Origin of the sequence: Arsenicicoccus sp. oral taxon 190, assembly GCF_001189535.1 — a bacterium.
Classification (GTDB): Bacteria; Actinomycetota; Actinomycetes; order Actinomycetales; family Dermatophilaceae; genus Arsenicicoccus.
The window spans coordinates 1898393-1913885 of the sequence record NZ_CP012070.1 but is presented as its reverse complement, the minus strand read 5'-3'; the positions used below and the strand labels follow the sequence as shown (position 1 = coordinate 1913885).

The following is a 15493-nucleotide window of genomic DNA, read 5'->3' as shown; positions in this document are numbered from 1 at the left end:
GACGGCGGGCCCGGCGGGCCTCAGACGGCGCGCTTCTTGAGCTTGCGGCGCTCCCGCTCGGACAGGCCGCCCCAGATGCCGAATCGCTCGTCGTGGGCGAGGGCGTACTCCAGGCACTCGGCGCGGACCTCGCACCCGGTGCAGACCTTCTTGGCCTCGCGGGTCGAGCCGCCCTTCTCGGGGAAGAACGCCTCGGGGTCGGTCTGGGCGCACAGCGCCCGCTCCTGCCAGGACAGCTCGCTGTCCTCGGCGGCGTCCATGACTGGCACCAGCTGAAGTTCTCGCACGGCCCCTCCTCGAACCTCGCGCGCCCACCGCCGGGATCGGTCGGACGCTCTGGGTAGCTTTCCGTCACATCGAGTAGCCGAGGTCCGAGCCGACGTGCCGGTTCTCGTCGAGTGCAACGATGAAATTACATGCGTGTCATACGGCCGCCGTCAAGCGGCCGAGTGATAGAACCACCGCTTCGGACGCACGAAGATGCAGGCCTGAGAGGCCCTCAGAGCCGGCACCGCGAGACATCCGCGCACGTCACAGCGTCACCCCGGAGGCGTGAGCACGACTGCGCTCCGCTCGGTGGCATTAGCCCTAAAGAGTGTATGAAAGAATCTTGCCATGCGGATCACCACCCTGGCCGGCGGCGTCGGCGGAGCACGCTTCCTGCGCGGTCTCGTGCACCACGGGCAGCAGTCGGCGACCGACGGCCACCGCGCCGGAGGACCCGGCACCGAGCCGGGCGAGGACGTGACCGTCACCGTCATCGGCAACACCGGCGACGACATCACGCTCTACGGCCTGCGGGTGTGCCCCGACCTGGACACGGTGATGTACACCCTCGGCGGCGGGGTGCACGAGGGCCAGGGCTGGGGGCGAGCCGACGAGACGCACGCCGTGCAGGCCGAGCTCGCCGCCTACGACGTCCAGCCGCAGTGGTTCGGCCTCGGGGACCGCGACCTCGCCACCCACGTCGCCCGCACCCAGATGCTCGCCCAGGGGCAGACCCTCTCGACGGTCACGACCCGGCTGGCCGAGCGTTGGGGGCTGCCGCAGCAGGGCGTCCGGCTGCTGCCGATGACCGACACGCCCGTGGAGACCCACGTCGTCGTGGACGACGAGGCCGACCCGGGGGCGCAGCGCGCCCTGCACTTCCAGGAATGGTGGGTGCGCCACCAGGCGGCGCTGCCGGCACGACGCTTCGTCGTCGCCGGCATGGACCGGGCCACGGCCGCGCCCGGCGTGCTGGACGCCATCCGCACCGCCGACCTCGTGATCCTGCCGCCCTCCAACCCGGTGGTCTCCATCGGGATCATCCTCACCGTGCCGGGGGTCCGGGACGCGCTCCGGGGCACCGCGGCGCCGGTGGTCGGCGTCTCCCCCGTCGTCGGCGGCCGCCCGGTCCGCGGGCACGCCGACGCCTGCCTGGCCGCGCTCGACCTGCCGACGACGACCGAGGCGGTCGTCGGGCTGTATGCCGACTTCCTCGACGGCTGGCTCGTCGACGACTCGGACGCCGCGTCGGTGACGACGCTCGAGCGGCGCCACCCCGGGCTGCGCGTCCGGTCGCGTCCGCTGCTCATGACCGACGTGCCGGCGGCCGCCGAGATCGCCGGGGCCGCCGTCGACCTCGCCCGCTCGCTGCGGTCCGCGTGACCCCCACCCCCGCGCCGCTGCACCTCCTCCCGGTCCCCGGCCTCCCGGAGGTCGGGGACGGCACGGACCTGGCGGCACTGCTCGCCGCGGCCACCGCCCACCCCCCGGTCGGCGGCCTGGCCGACGGGGACGTGCTGGCCGTCTCGAGCAAGCTCGTGTCCAAGGCGCTCGGGCACCGACGCCCCTGGGACGGCGACCCCCGCGCGAAGGCGCAGGTCGTGGCCGCGCAGACCCGTCGCGTCGTCGCCGAGCGCGCGACCCCGGGCGGGGTCACCCGCATCGTGGAGTCGGCGGCCGGCCCCGTCATGGCGGCCGCCGGCGTCGACGCGTCCAACACCGGCCCCGACGGTGGCCTGCTGCTGCTGCCGGACGACCCGGACGCCGAGGTCGGCCGGCTGCGGGCCGCGCTGCTGGCCCGGCTCCCCCACGTGACCCGGCTCGGCGTGCTGCTCACCGACACGGCGGGTCGGCCCTGGCGCGGCGGTCAGACCGACTTCGCGCTCGGCAGCGCCGGGCTCGCGGTGACCGACGACCTGCGTGGTGGCCACGACGCGGACGGTCGCGCCCTCTCGGTGACCGCGCGGGCCGTCGCCGACGAGCTCGCGGCGGCCGCCGACCTGGTCAAGGGCAAGGCCACCGGCGTCGGCGCGGTCGTGGTGCGGGGCCTGGACCCCGCGGTCACCGCCCCGGGCGCCGGGGCCGGCGCCGGCTCGCTGGTGCGCACCGGCCCGGGCGACTGGTTCGCCGTGGGCCACGTGGAGGCCGTCCGCGCGGCGCTCGGCGTGCCGCCGGGGACCCCGCGGGCGGTGGCGGTCGGCATACGGCCCGTCGGGGAGGACAGCGTCGCGGCGCGCTGCGGGCGTGCCGTCCGCCTCGCCGCGAGCGGTCTCCCGGACGTGAGCTGGCAGCAGCTCGACCACGCCCCCGACCAGCACGTATGGCGCGTCGCGTGCCCCGACGAGTTGAGCCTCGGGATGGCCACCGCACGCCTCGAGGTCGCCTGCGCGGCCGAGGACCTCGCGCTGCGGTGGCGCCGGGAGGCCGGAGCCGTGAGGGCGGTCCTCAGCCCGCGGTGACCGCGGCGGTCACGACGGGTCGGCCGCGATGCGTGCCGCGGCCTCGCGCACCCGGGCCACGCGCTCCACGGTGCGCTGCGACTGGTCGGACACCTCTCCGACGAGCTCCTCGAGCACGTCCTCGAGGAAGACGATCCCGGTGACGCGGCGCTCGTCGGCCTCGTCGAGGACCTGCGCCAGGTGCCGACCCGTGCGCTGCATGGTCGCGAGCACGTCCTCCACCTCGTCCCCGGCCCGCACGGTCGCGAGCCGCCGGATGCGCTTGGCGGGGATCGGCTCGTCGAAGTCCTCCTCCCGGGCGTAGAGGATGTCCTTGAGGTGGACGTAGCCGACGATGTCGCCGTCGCCGTCCGTGACGGGGTAGCGGGAGTAGCCGTGCTTGGCGACCAGGCGCTCGAGGTCCTCGGGGGTCGCACCCTCGGCCAGGGACACCACGTCGGCCAGCGGCACCGCGACCTCGCCCGCGACCCGGTCGCTGAACTCCAGCGCACCCCGCACCAGCCCGTGCTGGTCCTCCTCGAGCAGGCCCTCGCGGTGGCTCTCGGCCACGATCTCCCCCACCTCCTGGGCGGTGAAGGTCGAGGCCAGCTCGTCCTTGGGCTCCACGCCGAAGGCGCGGATGATGGCCTTGGCCAGCCGCTCCATCACCCAGATGAAGGGGCGCAGCACGGTGGTGACGGCCAGCAGCGCGGGCACGAGGAGCAGGGCGGCGCGCTCGGGGCCCGCGATGGCGAGGTTCTTGGGGATCATCTCGCCGACCACGACGTGCAGGTAGACCACGAGGAGCAGCGCGAGGGCCAGGGCGAGCGGCGCGGCCAGGGAGGGCGACAGGTGCAGGGCGTGCAGCCACCCCTCGAAGACGTGGTGCAGCGCCACCTCCGCGAGCGCGCCGAGCCCGAGCGAGCAGACGGTGATGCCGAGCTGCGCGCAGACGAGCATGGCCGCCACCTGCTCCAGCGCCTCCAGGCAGCGGCGCGCGGCACCCGAGCCCTGCTCCGCCAGCGGCTCGAGCTGGGACCGGCGGGCGGCCATGACGGCGAAGGAGGCCCCCACGAAGAAGGCGTTGCCGAAGAGCAGGAAGACGGAGATCCACAGCGCCACGGAGGTGCTCATCGGTCCCCCCGATCGAGGCGGGACGCGCCGGCGGGCTCGGCCGCGGGCTCCTCGTCCGCCGGGTCCGGGACGAGGGCGGTCAGCCGCAGCCGGTCCACCCGGCGCCCGTCCATCCCCTCGACGACGACCTGCCAGCCGGGCAGGGTCACCTCGTCGCCGACCTGGGGGACGCGCCCGAGCCGGGCCATGACGAAACCACCCAACGTCTCGTAGGTGGAGGCCTCCGGTACGTCGGCCCCGACCCGGTCCCGCACCTCGTCGGTGCGCCACAGCCCCGGGACCACCCAGGTGCCGTCCCGACGCTCGTGCGCCTGCGGGCCTCGGCGGTCGTGCTCGTCGGCGACCTCCCCGACGATCTCCTCGATGACGTCCTCCAGGGTGACGACGCCGGAGGTGCCGCCGTACTCGTCCACCACGACGGCCATCTGGAAGCTCTGGCGGCGCAGCAGGAGGAGGAGCGGGTCGAGCCGGATCGTCTCGGGGACGTGCAGGGCGTCCACCATCAGGGCCGAGACCGGCACCTCCTGGCGCCGCTCGTGGGGCACGGCGAGGGCCCGCTTGACGTGGACCACGCCGTCGACGTCGTCCAGGTCCTCCCCGATGACCGGGAACCGCGAGTGACCGGTGCGCCGGGCCAGCGTCAGCACGTCCGCGACGGTCGCGGTGCGCTCGATGGTCTCGCACCGCACCCGGGGGGTCATCACGTCGTCGGCCGTGCGCTCGCCGAAGTCCAGCGATCGCGTCAGCAGCCGGGCGATGTCCTGGTCGATGGTGCCCGCCTCGGCGGACCGGCGGACCATCGAGGCCAGCTCCTGGGGGGTGCGGGCGGCCGACAGCTCCTCCTGCGGCTCGATGCCGATGCGGCGCAGGAAGGCATTGGCCGACCCGTTGAGCACGGTGATGAGCGGCTTGGCGACGAAACCGAAGACCCGCACCGGCCCCGCGACGACCTTGGCCGTCGCGAGCGGCGCGGAGAGCCCGAGGAACTGCGGCACCAGCTCGCCGGCGATCATGGATCCCAGCGTGGCGAGCACCATGGCCACGGCCGTGGCGACCGCCGGGACCGCGCCCTCCGGGACGCCCGCCGAGAGCAGCGGGTCGTCGATGATCCCCCCGATCGCGGGCTCGGCGAGGAATCCGGTGAGCAGGGTCGTCAAGGTGATCCCGACCTGGGCCGCGGACAGCTGCGTGGACAGCGACCGCAGCGAGGTGAGCACCGGGACCGCGCCGGTGTCGCCGGCGTCGACCGCCCGCTGCACCGTCGGTCGGTCCAGGGCGACGAGCGAGAACTCGGCGGCCACGAAGAACGCCGCGCACGCGGTGAGCGCCACCGCGGCGAGCAGCAGGAGCCATTCGGTCATAGTCCTGCGATCCTACGGGCGGGCACCGACGAACCCCCTGTTGTCGCTCCCCGGCATGGCCCGCGGGTGCACGATAGGGTGAAAGCTGAACAAGCTGCCGGTCAGAGTCGACGCGAACTACGAAAGAGGCGATCTCCGCCGTGACAACGCCCCCCAGCGGCACCAACCCCTCGGCGTCCTTCGGCGCCAACCAGTGGCTCGTGGACGAGCTGTACGAGCAGTACAAGCAGGACAAGAACTCCGTCGACCGGGCCTGGTGGTCCTTCTTCGAGGACTACTCCCCCGCCGCCGCGCCCAAGGCGGACGCGACCACGCAGCCCACGAAGGCCCAGCAGCCGAAGCAGCCGCAGCAGCCGGATCAGGCGGATCAGACGGGCTCGAAGCGCGCCCCGGAGGCCAAGCCCTCCGACACGAAGACCTCAGACACCAAGGCCACCGACACCAAGGCCACCGACACCAAGGCCGCCGACACCAAGGCCACCGACACCAAGGCCGCCGACGCGAAGGTGTCCGAGCAGCCGGCCGACCGCCGCCGCCCCACCACCCCCCGCGCCGGTGACGCGCAGGCCCAGCCGACCCCGCGTGACATCCCCGCGGTCAAGCAGCCCGGGCCGCAGACCCAGGAGACGGTCGTCACCCTCAAGGGCCCGGCCGCCCGCGTGGTCACCAACATGGACGCCAGCCTGCAGGTCCCGACCGCCACGAGCCTTCGCGCCGTCCCGGCCAAGGCGCTCATCGACAACCGCATCGTCATCAACAACCACCTGCGGCGCAGCCGCGGCGGCAAGGTCTCCTTCACCCACATCATCGGCTTCGCGCTGGTCAAGGCGCTGCAGTCGATGCCGGACATGAACACCTCGTTCACGGTCAAGGACGGCAAGCCGACGCTGGTCCGCCCGGCGCACGTCAACCTCGGCATCGCCATCGACCTGCCCAAGCCCGACGGGACCCGGTCCCTCGTGGTGCCGAGCATCAAGTCGGCCGAGGGCATGGACTTCGTCCACTTCTGGACGGCATACGAGGAGCTCGTCCGCAAGGCCCGCAACGGCAAGCTGACGGTGGACGACTTCGCGGGCACCACGATCTCGCTGACCAACCCCGGGGGCATCGGGACCAACTCCTCGACCCCGCGGCTCATGCAGGGGCAGGGCGCCATCATCGGCGTCGGCTCGCTGGAGTACCCCGCCGAGTGGCAGGGCGCTGCGCAGGAGACCCTCAACCGTCACGCGGTCAGCAAGATCCTGACGCTGACCAGCACCTACGACCACCGCATCATCCAGGGCGCGGGGTCCGGGGAGTTCCTCAAGATCATCCACGAGCTGCTGCTCGGCCAGCACGGCTTCTACGACGAGATCTTCGCGGCGCTGCGGATCCCCTACGAGCCGGTCCGCTGGGTGCGGGACATCTCCGCCGGCCACGAGGACGACATCAACAAGACGGCCCGGGTCCAGCAGCTGATCCACGCCTACCGGGTGCGCGGCCACCTGATGGCCGACATCGACCCGCTGGAGTACATCCAGCGTCGCCACCCCGACCTGGACATCGAGCGTCACGGCCTGACGCTGTGGGACCTGGAGCGGGAGTTCGCGACCGGCGGCTTCGGCGGCAAGCCGCTGATGCACCTGCGCGACATCCTGGGGATCCTGCGCGACAGCTACTGCCGCACCATCGGTGTCGAGTACATGCACATGCAGGACCCGGACCAGCGCGAGTGGATCCAGGACCGCGTGGAGGTCAAGCACGACAAGGAGTCGGCCGAGGAGCAGCTGCGGGTGCTGCGCCGCCTCAACGCGGCGGAGGCCTTCGAGACCTTCCTGCAGACCAAGTTCGTGGGGCAGAAGCGCTTCTCCCTCGAGGGAGGCGAGTCGGCCATCGCGGTGCTGGACCGCATCCTGTCCCGCGCGGCCGAGGACTCCATGGACGAGGTGTGCATCGGCATGCCCCACCGTGGTCGCCTCAACGTCCTGGCCAACATCGCGGGCAAGAGCTACGGCCAGATCTTCCGGGAGTTCGAGGGCGTGCAGGACCCGTCGTCGGTCCAGGGCTCCGGCGACGTCAAGTACCACCTGGGCACCGAGGGCACCTTCACCTCCGAGGAGGGCAAGGCGACCAAGGTCTACCTGGCGGCCAACCCCTCCCACCTCGAGGCCGTCAACCCGGTCCTCGAGGGCATCGTGCGGGCCAAGCAGGACCGCCTCGGTCACGGCGGCGAGGCCTTCACGGTCCTGCCGATCCTCATGCACGGCGACGCGGCGTTCGCCGGTCAGGGCGTGGTGGCCGAGACCCTGCACCTGTCGCAGCTGCGGGGCTACCGCACCGGCGGCACGATCCACATCGTCGTCAACAACCAGGTGGGCTTCACGACGGCGCCGTCCAGCTCGCGCTCGTCGGTCTACTCGACGGACGTCGCGCGGATGATCCAGGCGCCGATCTTCCACGTCAACGGCGACGACCCCGAGGCGTGCGTGCGGGTCGCCGAGCTGGCCTACGAGTTCCGGCAGCGCTTCGCCAAGGACGTCGTCATCGACATGGTGTGCTACCGCCGCCGTGGCCACAACGAGGGCGACGACCCGTCGATGACGCAGCCGCTGATGTACAACCTCATCGAGGCCAAGCGCAGCGTCCGCAAGCTCTACACCGAGGCCCTGATCGGCCGTGGCGACATCACGGTGGAGCAGGCCGAGGAGGCGCTGCAGGACTACCAGCAGCAGCTGGAGCGGGTCTTCGTGGAGACGCGCGAGGCGGTCAAGGCCGCCAAGGCGGGCCGCGACTCCGGCCCGGCCGGGCTGGAGCGCCCCGAGGCGCAGGAGGCCGACGACAAGGCCCCGGCCAAGATGGTGGAGACGGCGATCTCTCCGGACACCCTGATGCACATCGGCAAGGCCTTCGTCGCCACGCCGGAGGGCTTCACGGTCCACCCCAAGCTGCGTCAGATGCTCGAGAAGCGTGCCGACTCCGTCGCCAACGGCGGGATCGACTGGGGCACCGGCGAGCTCATCGCCTTCGGCTCCCTGCTGATGGAGGGCACCCCGGTGCGGCTCGCGGGTCAGGACTCGCGGCGCGGCACCTTCGTGCAGCGCCACTCGGTGCTCATCGACAAGAGCACGGCCGAGGAGTGGACCCCGCTGCTCTACCTGGGCAAGGGCCAGGCCCGGTTCTGGGTCTACGACTCGCTGCTCAGCGAGTTCGCCGCCGTGGGCTTCGAGTACGGCTACTCCGTCGAGCGCCCGGACGCGCTGGTGCTGTGGGAGGCGCAGTTCGGCGACTTCGCCAACGGCGCCCAGAGCATCGTCGACGAGTTCATCTCCTCCTCGGAGCAGAAGTGGGGCCAGCGCAGCTCGGTCGTGCTGCTGCTCCCGCACGGCTACGAGGGTCAGGGGCCGGACCACTCCTCGGCGCGCATCGAGCGCTACCTGCAGCTGTGCGCGCAGGACAACATGACGGTGGCCTTCCCGAGCACCCCGGCGTCCTACTTCCACCTGCTGCGGCGCCAGGCCTACGCCCGCCCCCGCCGTCCGCTGATCGTGGCGACGCCCAAGTCGATGCTGCGCCTCAAGGCGGCGGCGAGCGCGCCGGAGGACTTCACGACCGGCACCTTCCGGCCGGTGATCCCGGACCGCACCGGCGTCGACCCGGCCGCGGTCACCCGGGTGCTGCTGTGCTCCGGCAAGGTCTACTACGAGCTGGACGCCGCGCGGCAGAAGGCCGAGGACTCCCGGACCGCCATCATGACGGTCGAGCAGATCTCGCCCTTCCCGGCCAAGGAGCTCGCGGCGGCGCTCGCGACCTACCCGGAGGCCGAGATCGTATGGGTCCAGGACGAGCCCGCCAACCAGGGCACCTGGCCGTATGTCGCGCTGACCGCTCCCGAGCTGCTGTCCCGCCACGGCGAGACGCGGACCTTCCGGCTGGTCAGCCGGCCGGCGTCGGCCGCTCCGTCGACCGGCTCCTCCAAGGCCCACGCCGTGGAGCAGGCGGACCTCATCGACCGGGCCTTCCGGCGCTGACGCTGCCCTGACCCGGCCTGACCTGCGGCCCCCTCGGCCCCGTCCGCCTCGGCGGGCGGGGCCGAGGCCGGTATGCCGTGCCACGGCCCCGCCCCGGCCATGGGGCACAATGTGGGCGTGTACTTCACCGATCGTGGCATCGAGGAGCTCGAGCACCGCCGGGGCGACGAGGACCTGACGTTCGAGTGGCTGTCCGAGCAGCTGCGCACCTTCGTCGACCTCAACCCCGAGTTCGAGGTCCCGGTCGAGCGGCTCGCCACCTGGCTGGCCCGGCTCGACGACGACGACTGACCCCCGACCGGCTCCTTCCCGCCGACGACCGACGACCGACAGACAAGGAAACGCTCGTGGTGTTCCGCGACCAGCAGACGTTCAACCCGTCCCCCTCGCACGTGGCCTCGGTCGACGGGGACCACGGTCCGCGCGACGTCGGCCTGGTCTTCATCGGGGACTCCTTCGTGGCCGGCTACGGCGACCCCAAGGGGCTGGGCTGGGTGTCGCGGGTGGTGTCCCGCAGCCAGCACCCGGACGTGCAGCTGTCGGCCTACAACCTCGGCATCCGGGGCGACTCGTCCGCCGACGTGCTGGCCCGGTGGCGCACGGAGTGCCCGCCGCGGTGGAAGGGGCGCGCCGAGCGCCGTCTGGTCATCGGGGTGGGGCACAGCGACGTGCTGACCGGCATCACCACGGCCCGCTCGCGCCTCAACCTCGCCAACATCCTCGACGACGCGCAGGCCCAGGGCATCGCGGCCTTCGTGGTCGGCTCCACCCCGACCAACGACGCCACCTTCAACGCCACGCTGGAGATCGTGACGGAGGCGCAGGCCGACGTGTGCGCGCGCCGCGGCGTCCCCTTCGTCGACTGCTTCCGCCCGCTGCAAGGGCACGACCAGTGGATCGCCGACCTGGACGCCACGGGCGACGGCTTCCACCCCGGCCAGGCCGGCTACGGCCTCATCGCGTGGCTCGTGCTGCACGGGGGCTGGGACTCCTGGATGCGGCTGGCGCGCTGACACCTCACGACTGCATCTCCCTGATGCGCCGTTACCCGCTGTGACGAGGATCCGGCTCTAGGGTGGTCCTGCGCGCGCACCCAGCGCCCGCGGAAGGAGTCACGATGTCCCGCGCCCTGCGCACCTCCCTCGCCCTGGCTGCCGGTGCCCTGGCCGCCGCGACGTCCCTCACGGCCTGCGGGTCCGAGACGACCAGCGCCACCACGACGACCAGCACCACGTCCACGACGTCCGCCCCGAGCCCGTCGAGCACGTCGAGCCCCTCGAGCACGATGGCCGCCTCTGCCACCACCTCGGCCGCTTCGAGCCCGGCCGCCTCGTCCAGCGGTGCCGCCCCGTCGGCCACCTCAACGGGCACCTCCTCCTCGCCGACCGCGTCCGCGTCGAGCACCACCGCGGCCGGCTCGGCGTCCGCGACCGCCCGGACCTATCCCTTCGCGGTCGTCAACGACCACGACAACGCCAGCTCCTGCTGGGCCGCCATCGACGGCGGGGTCTACGACCTGACGTCGTGGATCAACCAGCACCCGGGCGGCCCGGCCCGCATCACGGCGCTGTGCGGGACCGACGCGACGGCGCAGTTCACCGCGCAGCACGGCAGCAACGCCACCGCCAAGCAGCGCCTCGCGTCCTTCCGCATCGGCACGCTGGCCAAGTAGCCCGTCGGGCACCGAGCAGCGACGCCACCCCTGCACCGAGAGCGCCGCCCCCACCGGGGGGCGGCGCTCTCGGCATACGCGCTGGTCAGTGCGTGAAGATGACCTTGCCGAAGAGGTCCTCCCCCGCCATCCGCTCGAACCCACGTCGCGCCTCGCCGAGCGGGAAGGTCGAGTCGACCGCAGGCTCGATCCGGTGGTCCGCGACGAACCTGGCGAGCCGCTCGAGCTCGCCCCGGTTGCCCATCGTGGAGCCGACCACGCGCAGCTGTCGGAAGAAGATGTCGGTCAGCTGGGTCCGGTCGGGGTCGCCGGAGGTGGCGCCCGCGGTGACGAGCGTGCCGCCGGGCACCAGCGACTTGATCGAGTGCTTCCAGACCGCGGCGCCCACCGTGTCCAGCACCGCGTCGACGCGCTCCGGGAGGCGCTCCCCCGACCCGAAGGCCTCGGCCGCGCCCAGCTCGAGCGCCCGCCGGCGCTTGGCCTCGTCCCGCGAGGTGACCCACACCCGCAGCCCCGCCGCCGCGCCCAGCTGCACCAGCGCGGTCGCGACACCCCCGCCCGCGCCCTGCACGAGCACCAGCGACCCCGGCTGGACCCCGGCGTTGGTGAAGAGCATCCGGTAGGCGGTCAGCCACGCGGTCGACAGGCACGCCGCGTGCTCCCACGGCAACGCGGCCGGCCGCGCGACGAGGTTGTGGCTGGGGACCGCGACGAGCTCGGCCATCGTGCCCGGGTGCAGCTCCGACAGCAGGGTCCGGCGGGGGTCGAGGGTCTCGTCGCCGCGCCAGCCATCGCTGGCGACCACCGCGTGCACGATGACCTCCTGACCGTCCTCGGTCACGCCGGCCCCGTCGCACCCCAGGATCATGGGGAGCCGCTCCGCCGGCAGCCCCACCCCCTGCAGGGACCACAGGTCGTGGTGGTTGAGCCCGGAGGTGCGCAACCGCACGGTGGTCCACCCGGGCCGGGCCTGCGGCTCGGGTCGCTCGCCGACCTCCAGGCCGGAGAGCGGGTCGTCGGTGGACTGGCGGGCGGCGTAGGCAGCGAGCATGCCCTCGAACCTATGCCAGCCCGACCTCCGGCGCAGCCCCTCCCCGGCGTGCGGCCCACCACACCGGCACCCCGCGGGGCCGCTCGCGATCCCTCGCGCCGGGCCCGCTGGGCCGTCGGGCCGCGCGGGACATAGGATCGGGCCGCCCCGTCCCGCCCCTCCCCGGGAGGTCTCGATGCCTCACCTCGGCTTCGCCGTCGTCCGTGGCCGGTCCATGGAGCCGACCCTGCACGAGGGCGACTGGCTGCTGGTGGCCTTCGGTGCGCGTCCGCGCATCGGCCGGCTCGCCGTCGTGCGGCTCCCGGACGGCGAGCAGGGCCCCCGCCCGCTGTCGGTCAAGCGCGTCACCGGCCGCGACCCCAAGACGCGCCAGGGCTGGTGGGTGGAGCGCGACAACCCCCGCGAGGGCATCGACTCCTGGCACGTGGGCGCGCTCAGCGACGACGACATCGAGGGCCTGGTCCTCAAGCGGGTGCCGACCGCGCTGCTGCGACGGTGGCCGCGCCTGACCCGCCCCACCGCCTGACGCGGCAGTTGCAACTCGCCTGCAGGATCGCAGCCGGGCTGCCGATCAGGTTAGGTTGGCTGTGTCGTGACGTTCCGGTCACGCATCCGTCGTCGCGAAAGGAACTCAAGATGTTCACGTTCGCCCCCGTCGAGGTGTCTGCGCACTGCGACCTGCCCTGTGGCGTCTACGACCCCGCACAGGCCCGCATCGAGGCCCAGTCGGTCAAGGCCATCATGGAGAAGGTCGCCGACAACGCCGACCCCGACTTCAAGATCCGCGCCACCATCATCAAGGAGCAGCGCTCCCAGCTGGTCAAGGAGCACCTGTGGGTGCTGTGGACCGACTACTTCAAGCCGCCGCACTTCGAGAAGTTCCCGCAGCTGCACACCCTCGTCAACGAGGCCACCAAGCTGGCGGGCGCGTCCGGCACCAAGGGTGAGTGGGACGTCAGCAAGGCCGACGAGCTGCTCGCCAAGATCGACGAGATCGCCGCGATCTTCGCCGAGACCAAGAAGGGCTGACACCGCCCCGCTCCGACGGCCCCGCACCCCTCCCGCGGGGCCGTCGAGCATGTCACCCGGGCCGACACCCCGGCCGTATGCCGCCCACGCCCGCCCTCCGGGCCACCGGCGCGCGTCGCGGCCGTCTCCCGCTTTGTGCGACAATGGTGCGTTGAGGCCCGTCCCGGGCCACGTGACCCGATCCCGATCCTGAGGAGTCCTCATGAGCAAGCGTGCCCGCAAGCGTCGCGCCCGCAAGAAGAACGGCGCCAACCACGGCCGCAAGCCCAACGCCTGAGCGTCGGCACCGGCCGCACAAGGCCCCCACCCGCTGGAGCGGGACGGGGGCCTTCGTCATGCGGGCGGCCGCCCCGGCACACCGGCTGGCGGCATACCGGCTGGCGCATACCGGCGGGCCGGACACGGGCAGGCGGCATACGGGCAGGCGGCATACGGCGAATCGCGCGCAGCGCGGCAGGATCAGCCGGCCGAGGGGCGGTCCAGGCGCCCGGTGAGCCAGGTGAAGACGTCGGGCAGCCAGGTCCGGAAGGACTTCCAGTCGTGGCCGCCGTGGCCTCGCGCCAGGCTGACGTCGGTGGGCGGCCGGACGCCCGCCGCGAAGGCGTTGTAGAGCTGCGTGGAGTATTGCTCCTCGGCGTTGTCGCCCACCCAGTTGCGCAGCGTCACGGCGGGCGGGTTGGAGCCGGCCGCGATGACCTTGGGGCTGGTGGCGCGGGCCGCCGGGGTGCGGCCGGCGGGGACGTTGCTGTCGATCACGAAGTAGCCGGACAGCGACGCCACGGTCGAGAACCGGTCGGGGTGGGCGAAGCCGAGCCGGCTCGCGCAGTAGGCGCCGCTCGAGGCTCCCCCGACGGCCCACGCGGTGCGCTGCGGCAGCACCCGGAAGGTCCCGGTGGCCATCGCGACGACGTCCTGGGTGAAGAAGGTCTCCACCTTGGGCTGGCCGGGCAGGTCGGTGCACTCCGTGTCGAGCTTCTTGCTCACCTGCAGCGCGGGCATCACCATCACGAACGGGCTGATCCGGCCGGCCGCGGCCCCCTCGGCGATGAGCTTGGGCTGGCCGAAGTCGTACCACTGGGTGTAGTCGGCCCCGTCTCCGCCGGGGAAGAGCATCGCCACCGGGAAGCGGGTGTTCGCCTGCGCCGGGTCGTCGTAGGCGGGCGGCAGCCACACCCATACCGGCATGATCACGCCGGAGGCCTTGCCCGCGAGGGTGGTCTTGAGCAGCCGACCGTGGGAGACGGGCAGCTGCTGGAAGCCGGGCGGGGTGCTGCGGGGCGCGCCGCCCGGCAGGGCCGCGAGGGCGCCTGCCGGGGTGCTCGGTGCCGCGGCGGGCGTCGAGGCCGGCGCGGTGGGGGCGGCCGAGGCCGCGGCGGGTGAGAAGCCCGGCACGGTCGTGCCCAGCCACTCCAGGGCCTGGGCGAAGTAGGCGGACCACACGGCGGTGCGGTGCACCGTGCCGTTGGCCATCACCATCGTCACCGAGGTCGGTGCGGCGGCGGCGGCGCCGAGCTCCTTGCTGGAGCGGTAGGACACCTCGTCGCTGTCGGAGGACTGCACCCACAGCGCCACGGGCGGCTTGCTGGCGCGCATGATCGCGGGCAGGTCGTAGGCGGCCTTCTGCTGCGGGGTGCGCAGCGGCGACGGGCCACCGAACGCCGGCCGGCCGTAGCCGCCGAGCACGATGCCGCTGCCGTAGGTGTCCGGGTGCTTGACCGTCGCGAGGGCCGCGCAGTAGCCCCCGGTGGAGAACCCGGCCGCGCTCCACGACGCCCGGTCGGTGCGGGCCCGCAGGTGGGTGCGGACGAACTCCGGCACGTCCTTGGCCAGCCAGGTCTCGACCTTGGCCCCGCCCGGCGCGTCCACGCACTCGGAGTCGGCGCCCTTGGGGAAGTCGAGCTGGGGCGACACCAGCAGCAGCGGCGCGACCTTGCCCCGCCCGGCGGCGGCGTCGACCCGCTGGGCGCCCTGCATCGCGTCGAGCCACTGCTCGGGGTTGCCGGGGTAGCCGTGCGTGGTGACCAGCACCGGGTAGTCCCGCGTCGCCTGCGCCGGGTCGCTGTAGCGGTCCGGCAGCAGGACCACGATCCGGCCGGTGAGCCCGCTGGCGGCCCCCTTGACGGTGAAGGTCTGCACCCGCTCGCCGGGGTTGGGCAGGGGCGGCAGGGGCGGGCGCTTCGTCGTCGGCGTGGCCGGGGCGGTGGCGCCCCCGAGCGCGGACGCCGCGGAGCCTCCGGTCGTGCTGGCGTGCGCGGCGTGGTTGTTGGTGCCGGTCAGGTCACCCCAGTCGACGTACCACTGGTTCTGGGCGTTGAGGACGGCGGCGACCCCGATCACCGACAGCAGCACCACGAGCAGCTGCACGAGCAGCCGCACGAGGAGCCCTCCGAGCGTCCTGCGGGTCATCCCTCCGACGACGGCTCCGGCGACGATGGCCAGGACCGACACCACCACCGTGAGCGTGACGAAGAGTCCCCCGGTGAGTTCTATCCCATCTCCCTGCCTGGTCGCCGCGGCTCGTCACTGCTACGACG

Annotated in this window: 14 protein-coding genes; 9 read left to right on the top strand and 5 right to left on the bottom strand. The window is 73.0% G+C overall.

The annotated features are described in order from the left end of the window. Positions 1 to 20: 20 nt before the first annotated feature. Positions 21 to 260, bottom strand: coding sequence for a WhiB family transcriptional regulator (locus ADJ73_RS08975; RefSeq protein ID WP_050347993.1), 240 nt, complete (start codon positions 258 to 260; stop codon positions 21 to 23). Between the two features lie 355 nt (positions 261 to 615). Between ADJ73_RS08975 and cofD the strand changes: the two genes are divergently transcribed. Continuing rightward, complete coding sequence (gene cofD, locus ADJ73_RS08970; RefSeq protein WP_050347992.1) at positions 616 to 1650, top strand: 2-phospho-L-lactate transferase; 1035 nt, start codon at positions 616 to 618, stop codon at positions 1648 to 1650. Next, positions 1647 to 2726, top strand: a complete 1080-nt coding sequence (gene cofE / locus ADJ73_RS08965; RefSeq protein WP_082176856.1) for a coenzyme F420-0:L-glutamate ligase — start codon at positions 1647 to 1649, stop codon at positions 2724 to 2726. Before cofD ends, cofE begins: the two co-directional genes overlap by 4 nt. A 9-nt stretch (positions 2727 to 2735) precedes the next feature. Here cofE and ADJ73_RS08960 read toward each other — a convergent pair whose 3' ends face one another. Beyond that, positions 2736 to 3839: a hemolysin family protein gene (locus ADJ73_RS08960; protein WP_050347991.1), complete on the bottom strand. Its 1104-nt coding sequence runs from the start codon at positions 3837 to 3839 to the stop codon at positions 2736 to 2738. Beyond that, entirely contained in the window at positions 3836 to 5200 is a 1365-nt protein-coding gene (locus tag ADJ73_RS08955) for a hemolysin family protein (RefSeq protein ID WP_050347990.1), read from the bottom strand. Before ADJ73_RS08955 ends, ADJ73_RS08960 begins: the two co-directional genes overlap by 4 nt. A 140-nt stretch (positions 5201 to 5340) precedes the next feature. Between ADJ73_RS08955 and ADJ73_RS08950 the strand changes: the two genes are divergently transcribed. The 4 genes from ADJ73_RS08950 (at position 5341) to ADJ73_RS08940 (ending at position 10879) form a co-directional block, all read left to right on the top strand. Beyond that, positions 5341 to 9207 carry a multifunctional oxoglutarate decarboxylase/oxoglutarate dehydrogenase thiamine pyrophosphate-binding subunit/dihydrolipoyllysine-residue succinyltransferase subunit gene (locus tag ADJ73_RS08950; RefSeq protein ID WP_050347989.1) on the top strand — a complete coding sequence of 1289 codons (3867 nt, stop codon included), beginning with the start codon at positions 5341 to 5343 and terminating at the stop codon, positions 9205 to 9207. A 117-nt stretch (positions 9208 to 9324) separates the two neighbouring features. After that, positions 9325 to 9498, top strand: a complete 174-nt coding sequence (locus ADJ73_RS16955; RefSeq protein WP_156188178.1) for a DUF6104 family protein — start codon at positions 9325 to 9327, stop codon at positions 9496 to 9498. 56 nt (positions 9499 to 9554) lie between these two features. Beyond that, positions 9555 to 10220, top strand: a complete 666-nt coding sequence (locus tag ADJ73_RS08945; protein WP_441293930.1) for a GDSL-type esterase/lipase family protein — start codon at positions 9555 to 9557, stop codon at positions 10218 to 10220. A gap of 104 nt (positions 10221 to 10324) precedes the next feature. After that, on the top strand, positions 10325 to 10879 hold the full coding sequence (locus ADJ73_RS08940; RefSeq protein ID WP_050347988.1) for a cytochrome b5 domain-containing protein: 555 nt from the start codon (positions 10325 to 10327) through the stop codon (positions 10877 to 10879). An 85-nt stretch (positions 10880 to 10964) separates the two neighbouring features. Here ADJ73_RS08940 and ADJ73_RS08935 read toward each other — a convergent pair whose 3' ends face one another. Next, positions 10965 to 11930: a zinc-binding dehydrogenase gene (locus ADJ73_RS08935; protein WP_050347987.1), complete on the bottom strand. Its 966-nt coding sequence runs from the start codon at positions 11928 to 11930 to the stop codon at positions 10965 to 10967. A 175-nt stretch (positions 11931 to 12105) separates the two neighbouring features. On the opposite strand from ADJ73_RS08935, the gene ADJ73_RS08930 reads away from it, so the two are divergent. The 3 genes from ADJ73_RS08930 (at position 12106) to ADJ73_RS17910 (ending at position 13236) form a co-directional block, all read left to right on the top strand. After that, positions 12106 to 12456, top strand: coding sequence for a S26 family signal peptidase (locus tag ADJ73_RS08930; protein WP_050347986.1), 351 nt, complete (start codon positions 12106 to 12108; stop codon positions 12454 to 12456). 110 nt (positions 12457 to 12566) lie between these two features. Continuing rightward, a complete protein-coding gene (gene sodN / locus ADJ73_RS08925) occupies positions 12567 to 12959 on the top strand; it encodes a superoxide dismutase, Ni (protein ID WP_050347985.1) in 393 nt (130 codons plus the stop codon). A 202-nt stretch (positions 12960 to 13161) separates the two neighbouring features. After that, positions 13162 to 13236 (top strand): 50S ribosomal protein bL37, encoded by a 75-nt coding sequence (locus tag ADJ73_RS17910; RefSeq protein ID WP_372490264.1) that lies wholly within the window; start codon positions 13162 to 13164, stop codon positions 13234 to 13236. A 182-nt stretch (positions 13237 to 13418) separates the two neighbouring features. Here the strand turns inward: ADJ73_RS17910 and ADJ73_RS08920 are convergent, their stop codons facing one another. Further along, positions 13419 to 15410, bottom strand: a complete 1992-nt coding sequence (locus ADJ73_RS08920) for an alpha/beta hydrolase (RefSeq protein ID WP_156188177.1) — start codon at positions 15408 to 15410, stop codon at positions 13419 to 13421. Positions 15411 to 15493 lie beyond the last annotated feature (83 nt).

What these genes read in the sequence shown, in the direction of transcription:
- ADJ73_RS08940 (WP_050347988.1), top strand. Translation starts at nt 10,325, where the DNA reads ATGTCCCGCGCCCTGCGCACCTCCCTCGCCCTGGCTGCCGGTGCCCTG.
- cofD (WP_050347992.1), top strand. Translation starts at nt 616, where the DNA reads ATGCGGATCACCACCCTGGCCGGCGGCGTCGGCGGAGCACGCTTCCTG.
- ADJ73_RS08955 (WP_050347990.1), bottom strand. Translation starts at nt 5,200, where the DNA reads ATGACCGAATGGCTCCTGCTGCTCGCCGCGGTGGCGCTCACCGCGTGC.
- sodN (WP_050347985.1), top strand. Translation starts at nt 12,567, where the DNA reads ATGTTCACGTTCGCCCCCGTCGAGGTGTCTGCGCACTGCGACCTGCCC.
- ADJ73_RS08960 (WP_050347991.1), bottom strand. Translation starts at nt 3,839, where the DNA reads ATGAGCACCTCCGTGGCGCTGTGGATCTCCGTCTTCCTGCTCTTCGGC.
- ADJ73_RS08975 (WP_050347993.1), bottom strand. Translation starts at nt 260, where the DNA reads ATGGACGCCGCCGAGGACAGCGAGCTGTCCTGGCAGGAGCGGGCGCTG.
- ADJ73_RS08935 (WP_050347987.1), bottom strand. Translation starts at nt 11,930, where the DNA reads ATGCTCGCTGCCTACGCCGCCCGCCAGTCCACCGACGACCCGCTCTCC.
- ADJ73_RS08930 (WP_050347986.1), top strand. Translation starts at nt 12,106, where the DNA reads ATGCCTCACCTCGGCTTCGCCGTCGTCCGTGGCCGGTCCATGGAGCCG.